The organism is Paenibacillus sp. J23TS9, from assembly GCF_018403225.1.
Taxonomy (GTDB): domain Bacteria; phylum Bacillota; class Bacilli; order Paenibacillales; family Paenibacillaceae; genus Paenibacillus_AQ.
Genome location: NZ_BOSG01000001.1, coordinates 1,930,542 through 1,945,342, shown reverse-complemented (window position 1 = coordinate 1,945,342; position 14,801 = coordinate 1,930,542). Strand labels below are relative to the sequence as shown.

The following is a 14,801-nucleotide window of genomic DNA, read 5'->3' as shown; positions in this document are numbered from 1 at the left end:
GGGTTTTATGTTTTCCAAATCAACAATATATAGATTTTATATATATGTATTAGAAATAATATATTATTTCTAAATGTCTTGTATCAGTATACTTAGGGTACATCAAGGGGGTGCTGATATAATGAAGATGCTTAGCATGAAAAAAAGTCTTCTGTTGTTGGTTGGAGTATTAAGTCTATTCCTCTCAGCTGCTTGTTCAAAGGAGAGCGGGGGAGAGCTTAAGGAAGCTCAAAAGATCAATGTAGAAGTGAATACTGTCCAAACTGTGCTTATACCCGGTCGTGCAATTCTCATAGATGCCCATTTGACCAATGGAAAGCAGCAAGTTAATGATGCCAGCGAAGTTAGTTTTGAAATTTGGGAAAAGAATAGTGTGAAACATGACACGATTACGGCAACTTCTTTGAAGGATGGTACTTACCGGATCAAAACGATGTTTTCAGAAGGCGGCGTATACTACGTAAAAGCCCATGTTGAGCATAAGGATACCAACATGACAACAGCTGAACAAGAATTGATCGTTAATGAGGATGAATTCAGTTAACTGACATTTTGGAGTGGGGCCGCTATAAGGTGCCCACTTTTTTGTTTTCATCAAGGCCATATTACTTTGGTACAAAATGGATTAATGTGAGTCATTCTCTTCTATAGGTTTATCTTTTTGCGCTATTAAAATAAAATCCCGGATGAATCCTTCAAGGGAATTTTTATCACGGGAACAAAGAACAATTTTATTCGTGAAACGGACTCCAATAACGTCCACCACAGCTAGTTCCATGCGTTTGATATATTGGCTTGCGATCAGAGATGAAACAAAACTCACCCCATACCCAGCGACCACGGCTTGAATCGTTTCATTGAGCCCATTAAATTGCAATTCGATCTTTGGCGCACTCACGTCATTTATTTTGCATAATTCAAAAAGTCTTTTTCTCGTAATACTTCCTTCCTCCCGCATGATAAAAGGTTCTTTCATCATTTCTTCGATGGAAATTTGCTTGTTCGCATACTTATGACTTGGGGCGACCACAAACTTAAATTCGTCTCTATATAATTCAATACAATGAAGGGATTGAGTATTAGGATTCGTAATTTCACCATTACCAAAAATAGCGATATCTGCTTCGTAATTCATCAATCTATCGAGTGCATGTTGTGAATTCACAGTTGAAATTTCCACTTCGACCTCGGGATATTTTTGTTTGAATAACGAAGCCCATTTGGGGATCAGTACGCTTGTTGCAAGATAATTACCGGTGATCCGCATTTTTCCCCTCGGATGATTATGGTAATCCTCAATCATAACCTCAATCTGGTCCGCTAAATTAAATAATTTCTCCGTGGGTTTAAACAGCTTTTGACCAAAAGTCGTTAGTACCAGGTTTCTGCCCTTTTTTTCAAACAAAATCACATTATATTGTTTCTCGAAACTTCGGATTTGAGCTGAAATGGCAGGTTGACTGATATTCAGCCTTTTTGAAGCTTCCGTAACACTGCCAGCGAGTGCAACATGGTAAAACAACATCATGGCATGCAAATTAATGGACAAACGGCTCACCTTCTATACATTTTGTTAATACATAACATAAAACAAATATTATTATTTTATACTGATCTCGTATCTCTATATCTGTGATATCGCTAAATTGGATGGCCCAAATTGATGATTAAATGGTTGGTGTCATGGGACGGACAATTCATTATAATGAGATTTGCTTGTAAAGGAGCTCATTTGGGAGGGGAAACATGCTCTGGTTAATGGTTCTTGCCGTGATCGTAATGATCGTCGGGTTTATAGTAACGATGATGATTGGTGAGTCGAAAGAGAATAAAAAGGAAAACTCCAATTATTTTAAGTTTACAGGAAAAAAGTGGATGCACCTCAGTTGGATTTATGTCCTCTGTACTGTCATTCTTGCCATCATTATGATTGTTGTATGGAAAAATTAGAAAACGATACGATGAAATGAAAAACAACCGCGGAGTTATCTAGGCTCGGCGGTTGTTTTAGTAGTTGTCTTAATTGTCGTTGTCTCTGAGGTTAGCAGGATAAGTTCTCGCAGCGCTTTCGCGAACCTTGCAATTCCAGGGCCTATTTCTTCTGCTTTCGGTCGTGCAAAAGTAAACCTGACGAAGCCCGAATCCGAGCCATAAACACTGCCAGGTACGAAAACGACTCCTTGTTTAATGGCTTCTTCCAGCAGTTTAGAGTCATTGACTTCGGGAATCAGCTTGCACCACATATGATGTCCGCCTTGCGGAATATTGAACTGAATCAAATCCGGCAGTTCTTTATTTAGTGCCTCCACAAGCAAATCTCGTTTAAAAAGAAGCTGCATTCGCAGGCGTTCCAAATGTGGTTCGAAGTACGACGATTTTAAAAACTGTTCTGCCACTTGCTGAGGGATCACGCTTAGGCCGAAATCCATCTGCTGTCTGGCATCTGCCAGCCTCTCCACAATAGAATGCGGAGCGACCATCCATCCAATACGAAGGCCGGAAGCTGCGATTTTGGAGAAAGAGCCGATATAAATAATGGAACCGATCGCATCCATTGATTTGAGCGGGGGCCGAGGGATTCCTTTATAATCCGTTAAGCTATAGGGATCATCTTCTACGATAGGGAGTCCCAGCTCGCTTGCGATTTCAAGCAATTGGCTCCGTCTTTGATCACTGAGGAGCGTGCCCGTCGGATTATGAAAATTAGGGTTAGTGAATATCATTTTAATCCGATGTTTCTTGTATAAGGAACGGATCTCCTCAGGACAGACCCCATCACGGTCGACAGGGAGACGGAAGAGACGAAGCCCTGCGGATTGAAACATGGGAAGCGAGTAACTATATGAAGGATCTTCAATCGCAACAGCGTCTCCTGGGGACAGTAAACATTGAGTAATCAGATATAGCGATTGTTGAGATCCGGATGTAATTAAAATAGATGATTCCGTCGTCTGGATCCCGCGATATTGATCTAGATATGCTGCAAGTGCTTGTCTGAGAGGAACATAACCTTGAGGGTTAACATAACCCAGATAAGAAGGATATGGATGCCCGCTCATCACCTTCGTGATTTCATCCAATGGTGCTAAATCCCCCGACAATTCCCCACTGGCAAAATCAATAAGCGACGGATTTTGATTCAGCGCTTCACGAATCCTTCGCAAGAACGGCAAGTTAGGCAAAAAGCTCCCGCCTTCGGCATACCGCTTCCAGTTTGGTGTATGCTTGGGCGTAGCTCCCCATTTGGTGTTGCTAACACGAGTTCCGCTGCCTGATCGACTTTCAATAATGCCCATCGATCGAAGCTCTGCGAAGGCTGAAATGACAGTGCTTCGGTTTACTCCGAGTTGTTCAGCCAGCTTTCTTTCCGATGGAAGTAAACTGCCCGGCGGAAATTCACCGTAGGAGATTCTTTGTTCGATATGGTCTGCTATTTGTTCATAAAATGGTTTTTTGTTTTGGCGGTCGGGCTTCCACATGATCTTTCACTTCCCTTGGTTGCAAAAATAATATAACAGTGATTTTCATCATATCACTAATTTTAAATTATTTTGCTGCCGGTTTTATATTAACCATGACAAATGTTAATGGATTCCTTGAACATGGATGATATGTATGAATATGAATTGGATGGATGGACTTCCGCCGTCATTAGTCATCCTCTTAATTTCTTTCTGCCCAATCGCCCACGTAGGAAGGCTATCAGCACATAATACAGAGGAATACCATTGATCATCACCCAGAAAGAAATGAAACCAAGTTCAGTCATATCCTTCTGAAACAAAGTGGTATTCCTTGAGTATTGAACTGCCGCAACGGTTGCTGTTCCTGCCAGAAGGGTTATTAAAGGTTTGTTCTCCTTAAACTTCAGAAGATGGCCAAGGCATGTTACTCCTACGTAGATCAGAAAAGCATCATGAACAATCATGGATGTAGCCCACAATCCAATGAACAAGGGATCCGCATTGCCGATTAGCCCGGTAAACGACGTACTTCGTATCAACTGAAGGACGGGGTATTTGAGCTGACTGGCGTAATGATTGCCGAAATTAAGCAGTACGAGCAGCCATGTTAACAGGACGGCAAATATGACAAGCGAATTCGCTAATAGTAGATTTCGGAGGGTGTTTTTATCAAATTTTAGTTGAGGCATAATGAACAGGAATATGAACCATTCACCATTCCAGGATATCACGCTTATGACATCAGAAAAGACGTTATGGAAATCATGATTGGTTACGAATGCCGGCAGCATCTGATAATTTGCATCTCCAGTGAATATCACTAAGATGAATATGATCCCGAGAAGAATAACGATAAATGTACCATCTGCAATATATACGAGCGTAGAAAATCCCCAACGGGCCGTGATCAAAATAACGATACCGATGAGAAGTAAAAGGAACCAATCTGGAGTCTCCCTCATATAGGCGCTCCGATAAAACATAGTGAACTGCTCCATATCCAAAGATACGTAATAGACACTCCAAAATACCAAAATGAGAAGAACTGCCCGATGACCCCATTTGCCTGAAATCTTCTCCCCAAAAGCGGTCCAAGCTTGCCCCGAAGCCATCTTACCCAGTTGGTAAGTGCAGAGGATTAATCCGAAATTAATGGTTCCCCCGATGAGCACTGCGATCCATCCCAGATATCCAGATGTAACAATGAGTGGTGGAATCATAAAAGCCAGCGGCATCGTTAGCATATAGATACAAGCAAACCGAAAAATTTGAAAAGATGTCGTGCGCATGAATACACCATCCTTTAGAAATAGTTATCGTGCTCCTGTATCATATGGATCATATCCAACCAAACAGATAAATAATCAATCGGTTTGGAGAAGGCCACCAGGGAATGACATTAGCTGCCGTATTCCATGCAAGGAGAAGCGAAAAAAGCCACCAGAATGCTTTTTTATGATTTGAAGATTTGTTTTTGATCTGTCTCCATTCGAAAGCAGCAAATAATGCAAAGCTAATGGCGATCATGATGGTACATCCTTTCTGGCAGAAGTAACAGCACTGATTTTCTAAGGCTGGTTGGTGATATTGATAACATCCACGTTGGCTTTGATTTGAACATGATTTGAAGTTCTATAATATTCAGGCCAGTTTTCATGTACTCTTTTCCAATACCGGGGATATTTCCATTCCAGAAGTAGTCCCAACTTTAGTACATCGGATCCCGATTTCTTGGTCATGCGCAGTGCGGAATTCAGCTCACTTTCAATCTTCGAATTGAGTAGATTTGTAACGATATGGCTTACTTCCGTATCCTTTCGCTGCTTTGAGTCTTTTTTATATATCATGTTTCCGGAGGTTTTGAGATGTATCATAAATCTCGGACCTTGTTTCGTCATTCTCACGCTTTTTGTGAATTTGAAATTATCAAATAATACACTTGCGCGGCTTTCACCGCCATCCCAAGTAACCGTATATGCTTGTCTTCCCAGCCGGCCTGCATTCCAAGCAATGGCTCTGGCCTCCTGGGATGGAAGAGTTCCTGTCAGCTTATCACCCTGGTATAGAGCAGCGCCCTTAATTCCTGCCCATTTCTCAGTTTTACCTTCACTAGGTATAGGCGTAAAACCAATCGACATTAAATTCGTGGCAAAACCGACCTGTGAGTAGCGAGCTATCAGACATTCCTTCACCTTGGTACTGAAAAAGTTATGCTGTAAGTTCATTTTACGAAGAACCTCTGCCGGCATTTGTTCATAGAGTGGTGTTAATTCAGCTACGTCCTTGGCCTTTCCCTCGGCTGTAGTCAGGAAAGAGCTAATATGGAAATTGGGCTCTTTTTCGATCCAGTCAAGTAAATCCCCGATTCCATCATTCGCAAAATCCTGGCCTACCATGATTTCACGGGTATGTCCAAAATTCAAACGCCTTGTAAGATCCTTTTGTATTGTTCGCATGGTGTCCGGTATCGTAATGTCAGATCTTGTGATCATGGCATAGGGTTTTCCGTTTGCGGCAGCGCTCCCAGCCTGCTGACCAGCCATCATACGGTTAGGTAAAGGACTGCTGATCGTCACCTCTACCGTTCCGGGCTTTTCACCTTTATCTACATAAATAGCAAGTACGAAGATTTGTTCATTCACTTCGATCTTGGACCAGCATCCGCTCTGGAGCAGTAAGATGACAAATACGATAAGCCATTTCAAAGACTTCATTTCTGCTTTTGTCTCCTTGTATTTCGAGTAGCATAAGCGCTTGGTCTGTTCTTCATGTCAGGGGAAGGGACACGAACAAATACATCTTTCCATTCCTTGAGTACTAATGGTGCAAAGGGCTGCATATACGGGGTGCCAAACGATTTGAGATTGACGAGATGTCCAAATACAATAAATGCTGCAATGAATACACCAATGAGGCCTGTGGTTCCACCGATAATAAGAAGCGGAAACCGAAGCAGGCGCAGAGCAAGCCCAAGTTCAAAGTGAGGGATGATATAGGATGCAATCCCTGTGATAGAGACAACGATGACCATAGGAGTGGAAACGATGCCGGCCTGTACAGCAGCTTGTCCGATAACAATCGCTCCTATAATGGATATGGTTTGACCAACAGGCTTGGGAATACGGGTACCCGCTTCGCGGAGCCCCTCAAAGGTCAGTTCCATAATAAATGCTTCCGTCAATGCTGAAAATGGAATATTCTCACGTGCTGCAGTGATGGTCAGAAGCAGAGCCGTCGGAATCATATCTGTCTGGAAAGTCGTGATGGCCACATAAAGTGAGGGAAGCAGTATGGATATTAATGAGAAAAATATTCTTACGATTCGGATCCAACTGGCGGACATGTAGCTCTGATAATAATCCTCAGAGGATTGCATAAGAGAGAGTAATGTGACGGGCACGAGAAGAGCAGACGGCGTCCCATCCTGCATGATTCCGATTCTTCCTTCCAGCAAAGAAGCTGCGACCGAGTCTGGGCGCTCTGTATATTGAAACTGGGGGAATGGCGTTCGATTCCCTTTCTTCATTTGTTCAGCGGTATAACTGATACCAAGAACCGCATCGATATCGATCTTGCGTATTTCCTCATCCAAATCCTGTACAATGTCCTGCTTACACAATCCTTCGATATACACGAGATAAATGATGGTTTTTGTGTATGTACCAACCTCATAACGGACGGTCTTGAGATCAGGATGTTTAATTTTATGTCTTAATAAAGAAAGATTTGTGTCGATATCCTCGATAAAAGCTTCCTGGGGACCGATAACAACGAGCTCATTTTGGGATTCTGAAACGGATCTTTTTTCGTATTTCACAAGATCGAACATGTAAATTTTATTCGCTTCATTCAGGCATAGCAGCACTTTACCCTGGACCAATTGATTGATTGCATCCTCAGGAGACTGAGCCAGCACGGAATGCAGCGGAAACAGACTGCCATTATCCAGCCTGCTTACAAAGTTCTCCTCATGTTGTTCTGCAGCCGCTTCTTGAATAAGAACATAGGCAATCCGTTCCTGCATTACAGGGACATTAATGATGGAGGCGATATAAATAAGCACAAATGAATGACCATGAATGAGGAAATTCTGATAGTCAACATCTTCATTTGCTGCGAGCTGCTCTTTAACTTGATCGATCATAGTTACGTGCTTAGCCATTCACTCTCACGACTCCTGCCAAATCAGTAATATGTATTTGTATATAGAATCCCGGAAAAAATTAGAAATTATACAAAAAAAGCCTGAGAATTCAGACTTTTTTATGTACATGCATCAACTGGGTGATCTTGTCCAGGTTCGTAACTATCGTACCGCCAATAATGGTGATCATTCCAATAATCGAAAACCACGTTATCGTTTCATGATAGAGTATGCTCCCGGTTGCCAATGCAATAATCGGGGATACATACAGCCAAGTTGATGGAAAGACTGGATTGGTTTTGGCGACAAGCCAATAAAAGATACTATGCCCAGCCATAGAACCTACAATGATCAAGTATAGTAATGATCCTATTGCATTTGGATCCAGCATCTGTTGTATGTGCACTTGTTCCGTGAATAAGGATAGTAACAGCAGCAGTAGTCCGCCATAAATCATTTGTGCTGCATTCAATGCAATAGGCGACACATTCGGTAATCGCTGAATGACCCGCTGCGAGTACAAAGCTCCCGAAGCATAGCAGATTTCTCCAATTAAAATAGCGATGCCTCCCATTAGCCACCAATGATCGGAAGCGGCAGAAATTGAAAGATCCGAAAGCATCAGAAGGAAAACGCCAGCAAATCCTATCATGCAGCCTAGGGCGGAACGAAGGGTTGTCTTTTCACCTAGCACGCTCATCTGAATTAACATGATCATGAGCGGTCCAGTGGCAGACAATACGGCAGCAATGCCAGATGAAACATACTGCTCAGCCCAGTAGAGCATCGAGAATGTACCGAAGGTTAAACCTAATCCTGTCAGCAGCATTTCTTTCCGCAGCAGGAGAGCGAAGCTAGCCTTTTTCCTCCACACCATCCACAACAATAGAACTAGACCTGCCACAAGAAATCGTAGGCCTGCTGAGAAAAATGGAGGGGACGAGGCGTTAATCCCTACTTTTATGGCCAGGAAAGTGGTCCCGAAGATGAGGCACATCAGTAAATAGTTGAATAAAATCATGAATTTCTCCCCCTTCTGTAGTGTTTACATCGTACGAGATGCACAACAGAACAGATGATACTTAATAGAACAGATGGGAAGAATATAGTGTACAATTGGATTACAGAAAAGGAGGGGGAAAATGAAGAATTCGGCAGCGGACAAGCAACTGCTATACCTGCAGGTGTATGAACATATACTCTCCCGGATTCAACGAGGCGAGTGGCAGACACATGATAAACTGCCTTCCATTCGCATGCTTGCAACGGAATTGAAGATGCACCGGTTGACCGTGTTTCGCGCATATCAGCTGCTGAAAGAGAACGGAAAAGCTTACGTAAAAGAAAAATCCGGTTACTACGTAAATTCTCCGACCACAGAAAACGGGAGAGAATTATTGAATTCTCATCCTCGTACCGACAATCGTTATAAAAACGACATATCCGAGATACAGCGGATTCCGGCTATCTACCAGTTCTCTCAAGCCTTGATCGATCCGAATTTATTGCCAAATCTCTTTCTGTCTGATTATGTGAAAAAAGTGTTTGATATATATCCCAAAATCATGGGTACCTATTCCACTGTACAAGGGGATGTCGAACTGCGCGAAGTACTTAGCGGTTATATGATGCAGCGTCTAAAAGTGCAGCTGTCAGCAGATGAACTGCTCATTACTTCCGGTGCTCAACAAGCCATTGATCTGCTGGCTCGATTATTCATCAGACCCTTAGATACGATATTGGTTGAACGTCCAACCTATAGCGCAGCACTCGATATTTTCCGTGCGCAGGGAGCGAGATTTCTTTCCGTAGATATCACTCCAGATGGATATGACCTGAATAAAGTAGAACAAATCATGAAGGATCACCATCCGCGCTTTTTCTATATGAATCCAACCTTTCATAACCCTACGGGCTACACGGTTCCTGCAACTCAGCGCAAGCAGCTTGTAGAGCTGGCGGAACGGTATCAATGCCTGTTAATTGAAGATGATGCTTTTCATGATATGTACTTTGATGAAATGCCTACCCAATCCTTGTTCACCTATGATACGGATGGTTGGGTTGTCTACCTGAGCAGCTTCAGCAAATATGTAGCACCTGGCTTGAGAGTCTGTGCGATTGTCGGGCGCAATATCGTCATAGAACCGCTCATTACCTTAAAGTCGCTCGTTGATAATGGCTCTCCTCTAGTCAATCAGAAGTTGTTCCTGCATTATTTTGGATCCGAAAGGATGCAACAGCATCTCCACAAGCTTAGGACAGCGTTGCAAATCCGCAGAGATATCATGGAGCAGGAGCTGTTACACACCGGCTGGAATTGGACAACTCCGAATGGTGGTCTTAATTTGTGGGTTGGAACTGCCTCAGTCCATATCCGTGGACAGCTTGTGGGAAAGCTGCATTCAGGAGCAAATCTCTTTTGTTCCTGGAAGGATGTTTGATCCATCGGGCGATATGAATTCCAGGATACGTTTATGCTATTCCTTTGTAAATGAAGAGCAGATAAGGGAGGGGATTAGGAGATTAGTGAAAATAGCGGCGGATTTAAGGGGATAAATCAATCAGCTTCGGAAAGAGAAAAACTCAGCAGTTTCACCTGAGTCACTTTGATTGAAAAAGACGACACTACATAGGCTTTGCAGTGCCGTCTTTTATACATTGAAATATAAGCTATCCCGTAAATTCTTGAACCCATTCATTGTTATAAAAAGCAATTCCGATATGGCTATAACCGTTGTTAAGAATATTGGCTTTGTGGCCAGGACTATTCATCCAATCATTCATTACCTGTGTAGGTGTGGTTTGTCCTTTTGCAATGTTTTCTCCAGCGGTCTTGTAGGTGATGCCGAACTCCTTCATCATATCGAAAGGAGATCCATGGGTTGGTGAATTATGGTCAAAATAATTGTTGTCATACATGTCCTGTGCCTTAGCCATTGCCATCTTAGACAATTCGCCATCCATACTCAGAGAGCTTAGGCCGGCTTTAGATCTTTCTTTATTCACCAAATCCAGCACCTGCTGAGCGAACTGGGATGAATCCTTAGTGCTTTCCGTAGTACCTTGCGTACTACCTTGTGTATTTCCTTGTGTATTTCCTTGAGTATTTCCTTGCTGCGCCTGTCCTGTGGAACCTGTACCTGTCGGTGTTCTTTCCACTGTACCTGTCGGTGTTCTTCCCACCGTTCCGGTCGGTGCCTGATTCACCGGATTGCCCGTTGGTGTTTGGTTGGCTGATTTGTTACCGGTCGGTGCTTGAATCAAATCGAGAAGCTCCGATGGAATCCCGTTACCTTTTGTTGTAATCCTCGATGTTGCGGTTGATGATGCTTGTGTAATGACTGCATTTGGAGAAACCCGATGAGCATGGGTTGTAGTTCGGGATTGATTTGTAATTCGAGTTTGATTTGGAATCATTTGTTTCTGCGTTGCTTGCTTTTGGCTAACTTGCTTTTCTGATATATGATTAGCCGAACAGCCAGTTGCCAAAATACATACTGCTAAGACGATATACTTGACCATGACCAACCTCCTCGGTAAGACAAATTAGTGAAGCCACCGGATTTAAGATTTCCAGCATGGCCTTTGTTTATTCTTCATTTCGTTTTGTTCTTTCGGGTTCCATTCATGATAAAATACAACGTGTAGAGCTGAAAGAACACTGCAATTACGAAATGAAAGCAGGAGGCGGATTCATGTGAATCTTCAAGGAATCATCCCGATATTACGGATATTTGATGAGAGAAAGGCTAAAGAGTTTTACATGGACTACCTTGGCTTTACGTTGGATTGGGAACACCGATTCGAGCAGGATTTTCCTCTATATCTCCAGATCTCAATGAGTGACATTAAACTGCATCTTAGCGAGCATCATGGGGATTGCAGTCCAGGCTCTGCGATCAGAATCGAAGTTCATGGAATTGAAGAATTACACAAGCGTTTGATTGGTAAGCAGTATAACTACTCCAGACCGGGTTTGGAGAAGACGCCATGGCAAAGTAAAGAAATATGTGTGATTGATCCTTTTGCCAATAAAATCATCTTCTATGAGAATCTTATTCAGGAGTTATAATGTTTTTTTCTGGTGTCCCCATAATAACGGAATCCCTGGGAAGCAGCAGCGCAAATAAACCAAGAAGCGGTAGGAAAGCACAGACCTGAATCATCAAGTTGACTCCGTGTGTATCCATCAGCCTGCCCATGACAACAGACCCCAGACCACCCATGCCAAAGGATAATCCAAAGAATAATCCCGCAACCGTTCCAATATGTCCCGGAAGCAATTCTTGAGCATAGACAATAATGACGGAGAAACCTGACATTAATATGGCTCCGATTACTGCGCATAAAATAATTGAACCTACCGGACCCGCATAGGGAAGCAGGAGAGAGAATGGAGAAGTACCCAGAATCGAGAACCAGATCATTTTCTGGCGTCCAAACCGGTCAGCCAGCGGCCCTCCCAAAAATGTTCCAACCATACCGGCAAACTGAAGGGCAAAGATACATATTTGTGCATTTTTTAATGGCAAATGATATTTGTCCATGTAGTAAAAGGAATAATAGCCAGTCATGCTTGCGAGGTAAACAAATTTTGAGAATAACATGAGAATCAAAATTCCGAGAACATAGACGATAAACCGCTTGCTGAATTGAATGGGTCTCTTGATGTTATTGGAGCTGTGAGCTGCCTCTGCTGGCCGGGTTTGACGGCTATACCAGCGGCTTATCCCCCATTGCAGCGCTATACCTAGGCCTGCGAGCAGGATAAACCACAGAAAGCCAAGCTGTCCCTGCGGGATAATAATAAAAGCCGCCATGAGCGGGGCGAATGCCTGCCCGGTATTGCCTCCAACCTGGAATACGGACTGGGCAAGTCCCTTGCGCTGGCTCATCGCCAAATGTGCCACCCGTGAGGATTCCGGGTGAAGGACCGATGAACCGATCCCGATTAGAGCTGCCGAGATAAGCAGGGACCAGAACGAGGGCGATAATGCCAATCCCACCATGCCAAGTAAGGTGAAAAACATGCCAAGCGGCAGCAGCAGAGGCAGTGGACGGCGGTCAGTATAGTATCCGATGGCTGGCTGGAGAATGGACGCCGTGATATTTAAGGTAAAAGCGACCCATCCGATCTCTGTATAACTGAGCTGCATCTTTTGCTGGAAAAACGGGAAAACAGCGGGCACTACCGACTGCATGGCGTCATTCAGCAGGTGAGCTGCGCTTACGCCCAGCAGTACGGCAAGTGCGGCATTTTTTGTTGTATCTGCGATTATGCCTTGTTGTGACATCTCTTCACATCCTCTTTTTTTAACCATATTAGCGGATTACCTTAGGATGTGCGTTGCGATTATTGCTTTTGGCCCAAGCAATTTATGCTATAATTGGGCAGGGTGAGGACCAATGAGAATAGAGATGATACTGCCACAGCTGGAAATACATAAGATTTCAAATTCTTTTGAAAACGTAACACATGCCCATGAAGATCAATATCAAATGACAATCCCTATCCAGGGTACCTGTCATTTTACGTATGAAAATAAACAATTGGCGCTGCCGCCTGGTGATGGGCTTATTCTGCATCCGCAGGATAGGCATTCTTTTCATATCGGTTCCGGGGATAGTGTCATGATCATACGAATCAAGGACCAAAGCTTGTATCCCAAAACAGCAACGAAATGGCGAGAGCTTGGATTGAGGCAGCCCTTTGATCAAGCTAAGGTGAATGATAATGTTCAAAAATGGACTGCGGAAATGCTCGGATTGGGCCAGATAGACACCATGGCTGTTGAGGAGATGGAATATCGGATTCTTTTGGAATTACAGGAATGGATATGGGGAGCTTCTAATAGATTACCGATATTACCGGTTAACGCGGTTTCCGATCCGCATTATTCCCGCGTTCTCGATTACATTCATGCTCATTTCACAGAGCAGATGAACATCGGTACACTGGCAACCATGGCGATGCAAAGTCGGTTTCATTTTATCCGTTCCTTCAAATCCATAACAGGACTAACCCCTTATCAATATGTGCTGCACCTTCGTGTTGAAGAGGCTATGAAGCAATTGAAACGTTCCGTAATGACGGTAACCGAGATCAGCTTCCTTTTGGGATTCTCCAGCACGAGTCAATTTTTTCGCGTTTTTTCGAAAAGCGTTGGCATGACACCTGAACAGTTCCGCAAAGAAAAGCGATAAACAAGGTTGATCCTAAACAGAGCTTAACAAGCTCTGTTATTCTTGATGAGGAAATTTCGGCATCCCTATCAACTGTTTCAGTTTACTAGAGTTATCTTAAAGAAACTCCCTCAGATCAGCAGAAAGCCGAGTGAGGGGGTTTTTTCCATTTCTATCCGTACACATGTTGTTGACATCTTTTTGATATAGTAGTTACATCCATAGATCATCCTTTTATAAATTGTAGGAGTCTGGGCTAAAATCGATTCAATATAGGTGGCTATAGAATAAAAATGGAGATCTTCATGAAAAAAACAAAAATTCTCATTATCGAAGATGAGGAACCAATAGCGGATTTACTTGCTTACGGGCTTTCCATGGAAGGCTTTATAACGCGGACCGCTGGCAGCGGAGCCGAAGGGATGAAGGAGCTGGAACAATTTAATCCTGATCTTCTCCTTCTCGACTGGATGCTACCGGATCAGAGCGGACTGGATATATGCAAAAAAGTGACCACAAACTACAATATTCCAATTTTCATGATAACCGCTAAATCAGATATAACCGATAAGGTGCTCGGCCTTGAATTCGGCGCGGATGATTACATAACGAAGCCTTTCGATTTACGGGAAGTCGTTGCCAGGATTCGTACTATTCTTCGGCGGCTCGACCAAGCCAATCAAGGAGACAGAGAAGTAGAAAAAGAAAATGTCATCCGGTTTAAAAATATCGAAATTGTCGCAGAAGAGAGACTTGTGAAAAAAGAAGGCATACTGGTAGACCTTACTCCCAAGGAGTTTGATCTTCTCATGACGCTATTCGGCCATAAGGGTAAAATCTTCACTCGCACAGAATTGCTTGATTTCATATGGGGCTATGATTTTGCTGGCGATACGCGTACGGTCGACACGCATATCCAAAGACTCCGCAAAAAACTTGATGCGAGTGATCTGATCACGACGGTATTTGGCATCGGCTACAAATTCGAGAAACAGGCGGAATAAGAG

At 43.2% G+C, this 14,801-nt stretch carries 14 protein-coding genes and 1 pseudogene; 6 read left to right on the top strand and 9 right to left on the bottom strand.

From position 1 onward, the window contains the following. The first annotated feature begins 121 nt into the window (after positions 1-121). A complete protein-coding gene (locus KJS65_RS09170; protein ID WP_213649549.1) occupies positions 122-544 on the top strand; it encodes a FixH family protein in 423 nt (140 codons plus the stop codon). 81 nt (positions 545-625) lie between these two features. On the opposite strand, the gene KJS65_RS09165 is transcribed toward KJS65_RS09170, so the two are convergent. Continuing rightward, the gene (locus KJS65_RS09165) at positions 626-1,549 is read right to left on the bottom strand and encodes a LysR family transcriptional regulator (protein WP_244864452.1); all 924 of its coding nucleotides are present in this window, start codon (positions 1,547-1,549) and stop codon (positions 626-628) included. Between the two features lie 197 nt (positions 1,550-1,746). On the opposite strand from KJS65_RS09165, the gene KJS65_RS09160 reads away from it, so the two are divergent. Then, positions 1,747-1,950, top strand: coding sequence for a hypothetical protein (locus KJS65_RS09160; protein WP_213649548.1), 204 nt, complete (start codon positions 1,747-1,749; stop codon positions 1,948-1,950). Between the two features lie 35 nt (positions 1,951-1,985). On the opposite strand, the gene pdxR is transcribed toward KJS65_RS09160, so the two are convergent. The 6 genes from pdxR to KJS65_RS09130 form a co-directional block, all read right to left on the bottom strand. Continuing rightward, entirely contained in the window at positions 1,986-3,479 is a 1,494-nt protein-coding gene (gene pdxR, locus KJS65_RS09155) for a MocR-like pyridoxine biosynthesis transcription factor PdxR (protein WP_213649547.1), read from the bottom strand. A gap of 176 nt (positions 3,480-3,655) precedes the next feature. Next, positions 3,656-4,753 (bottom strand): GerAB/ArcD/ProY family transporter, encoded by a 1,098-nt coding sequence (locus KJS65_RS09150; RefSeq protein ID WP_213649546.1) that lies wholly within the window; start codon positions 4,751-4,753, stop codon positions 3,656-3,658. A 49-nt stretch (positions 4,754-4,802) separates the two neighbouring features. Then, positions 4,803-4,991 (bottom strand): hypothetical protein, encoded by a 189-nt coding sequence (locus tag KJS65_RS09145; protein ID WP_213649545.1) that lies wholly within the window; start codon positions 4,989-4,991, stop codon positions 4,803-4,805. Between the two features lie 41 nt (positions 4,992-5,032). Further along, positions 5,033-6,178 (bottom strand): Ger(x)C family spore germination protein, encoded by a 1,146-nt coding sequence (locus KJS65_RS09140; protein ID WP_213649544.1) that lies wholly within the window; start codon positions 6,176-6,178, stop codon positions 5,033-5,035. Continuing rightward, on the bottom strand, positions 6,175-7,626 hold the full coding sequence (locus KJS65_RS09135; protein WP_213649543.1) for a spore germination protein: 1,452 nt from the start codon (positions 7,624-7,626) through the stop codon (positions 6,175-6,177). The genes KJS65_RS09140 and KJS65_RS09135 overlap by 4 nt, the downstream gene beginning before the upstream one ends. A gap of 91 nt (positions 7,627-7,717) precedes the next feature. Beyond that, positions 7,718-8,629: a DMT family transporter gene (locus tag KJS65_RS09130; protein WP_213649542.1), complete on the bottom strand. Its 912-nt coding sequence runs from the start codon at positions 8,627-8,629 to the stop codon at positions 7,718-7,720. Between the two features lie 121 nt (positions 8,630-8,750). Between KJS65_RS09130 and KJS65_RS09125 the strand changes: the two are divergent. Next, positions 8,751-10,167: pseudogene (locus KJS65_RS09125) on the top strand (aminotransferase-like domain-containing protein). Between the two features lie 114 nt (positions 10,168-10,281). Here the strand turns inward: KJS65_RS09125 and KJS65_RS09120 are convergent. Next, positions 10,282-11,133 (bottom strand): CAP domain-containing protein, encoded by an 852-nt coding sequence (locus KJS65_RS09120; RefSeq protein WP_213649541.1) that lies wholly within the window; start codon positions 11,131-11,133, stop codon positions 10,282-10,284. Positions 11,134-11,308: 175 nt separating this feature from the next. On the opposite strand from KJS65_RS09120, the gene KJS65_RS09115 reads away from it, so the two are divergent. Then, complete coding sequence (locus tag KJS65_RS09115) at positions 11,309-11,683, top strand: glyoxalase superfamily protein (protein ID WP_213649540.1); 375 nt, start codon at positions 11,309-11,311, stop codon at positions 11,681-11,683. Here the strand turns inward: KJS65_RS09115 and KJS65_RS09110 are convergent. Beyond that, on the bottom strand, positions 11,667-12,905 hold the full coding sequence (locus tag KJS65_RS09110; protein ID WP_213649539.1) for an MFS transporter: 1,239 nt from the start codon (positions 12,903-12,905) through the stop codon (positions 11,667-11,669). The genes KJS65_RS09115 and KJS65_RS09110 overlap by 17 nt on opposite strands. 112 nt (positions 12,906-13,017) lie before the next feature. Here KJS65_RS09110 and KJS65_RS09105 point away from each other — a divergent pair, with 112 nt between their 5' ends. Then, a complete protein-coding gene (locus KJS65_RS09105) occupies positions 13,018-13,815 on the top strand; it encodes a helix-turn-helix domain-containing protein (protein ID WP_213649538.1) in 798 nt (265 codons plus the stop codon). Between the two features lie 284 nt (positions 13,816-14,099). After that, the gene (locus KJS65_RS09100; protein ID WP_213649537.1) at positions 14,100-14,798 is read left to right on the top strand and encodes a response regulator transcription factor; all 699 of its coding nucleotides are present in this window, start codon (positions 14,100-14,102) and stop codon (positions 14,796-14,798) included. The last annotated feature ends 3 nt before the right edge of the window (positions 14,799-14,801 follow it).

Coding starts and splice junctions, on each gene's coding strand:
- KJS65_RS09105 (WP_213649538.1), top strand. CDS start 13,018: ATGAGAATAGAGATGATACTGCCACAGCTGGAAATACATAAGATTTCA.
- KJS65_RS09170 (WP_213649549.1), top strand. CDS start 122: ATGAAGATGCTTAGCATGAAAAAAAGTCTTCTGTTGTTGGTTGGAGTA.
- pdxR (WP_213649547.1), bottom strand. CDS start 3,479: ATGTGGAAGCCCGACCGCCAAAACAAAAAACCATTTTATGAACAAATA.
- KJS65_RS09145 (WP_213649545.1), bottom strand. CDS start 4,991: ATGATCGCCATTAGCTTTGCATTATTTGCTGCTTTCGAATGGAGACAG.
- KJS65_RS09120 (WP_213649541.1), bottom strand. CDS start 11,133: ATGGTCAAGTATATCGTCTTAGCAGTATGTATTTTGGCAACTGGCTGT.
- KJS65_RS09135 (WP_213649543.1), bottom strand. CDS start 7,626: ATGGCTAAGCACGTAACTATGATCGATCAAGTTAAAGAGCAGCTCGCA.
- KJS65_RS09140 (WP_213649544.1), bottom strand. CDS start 6,178: ATGAAGTCTTTGAAATGGCTTATCGTATTTGTCATCTTACTGCTCCAG.
- KJS65_RS09100 (WP_213649537.1), top strand. CDS start 14,100: ATGAAAAAAACAAAAATTCTCATTATCGAAGATGAGGAACCAATAGCG.
- KJS65_RS09160 (WP_213649548.1), top strand. CDS start 1,747: ATGCTCTGGTTAATGGTTCTTGCCGTGATCGTAATGATCGTCGGGTTT.
- KJS65_RS09150 (WP_213649546.1), bottom strand. CDS start 4,753: ATGCGCACGACATCTTTTCAAATTTTTCGGTTTGCTTGTATCTATATG.
- KJS65_RS09110 (WP_213649539.1), bottom strand. CDS start 12,905: ATGTCACAACAAGGCATAATCGCAGATACAACAAAAAATGCCGCACTT.
- KJS65_RS09130 (WP_213649542.1), bottom strand. CDS start 8,629: ATGATTTTATTCAACTATTTACTGATGTGCCTCATCTTCGGGACCACT.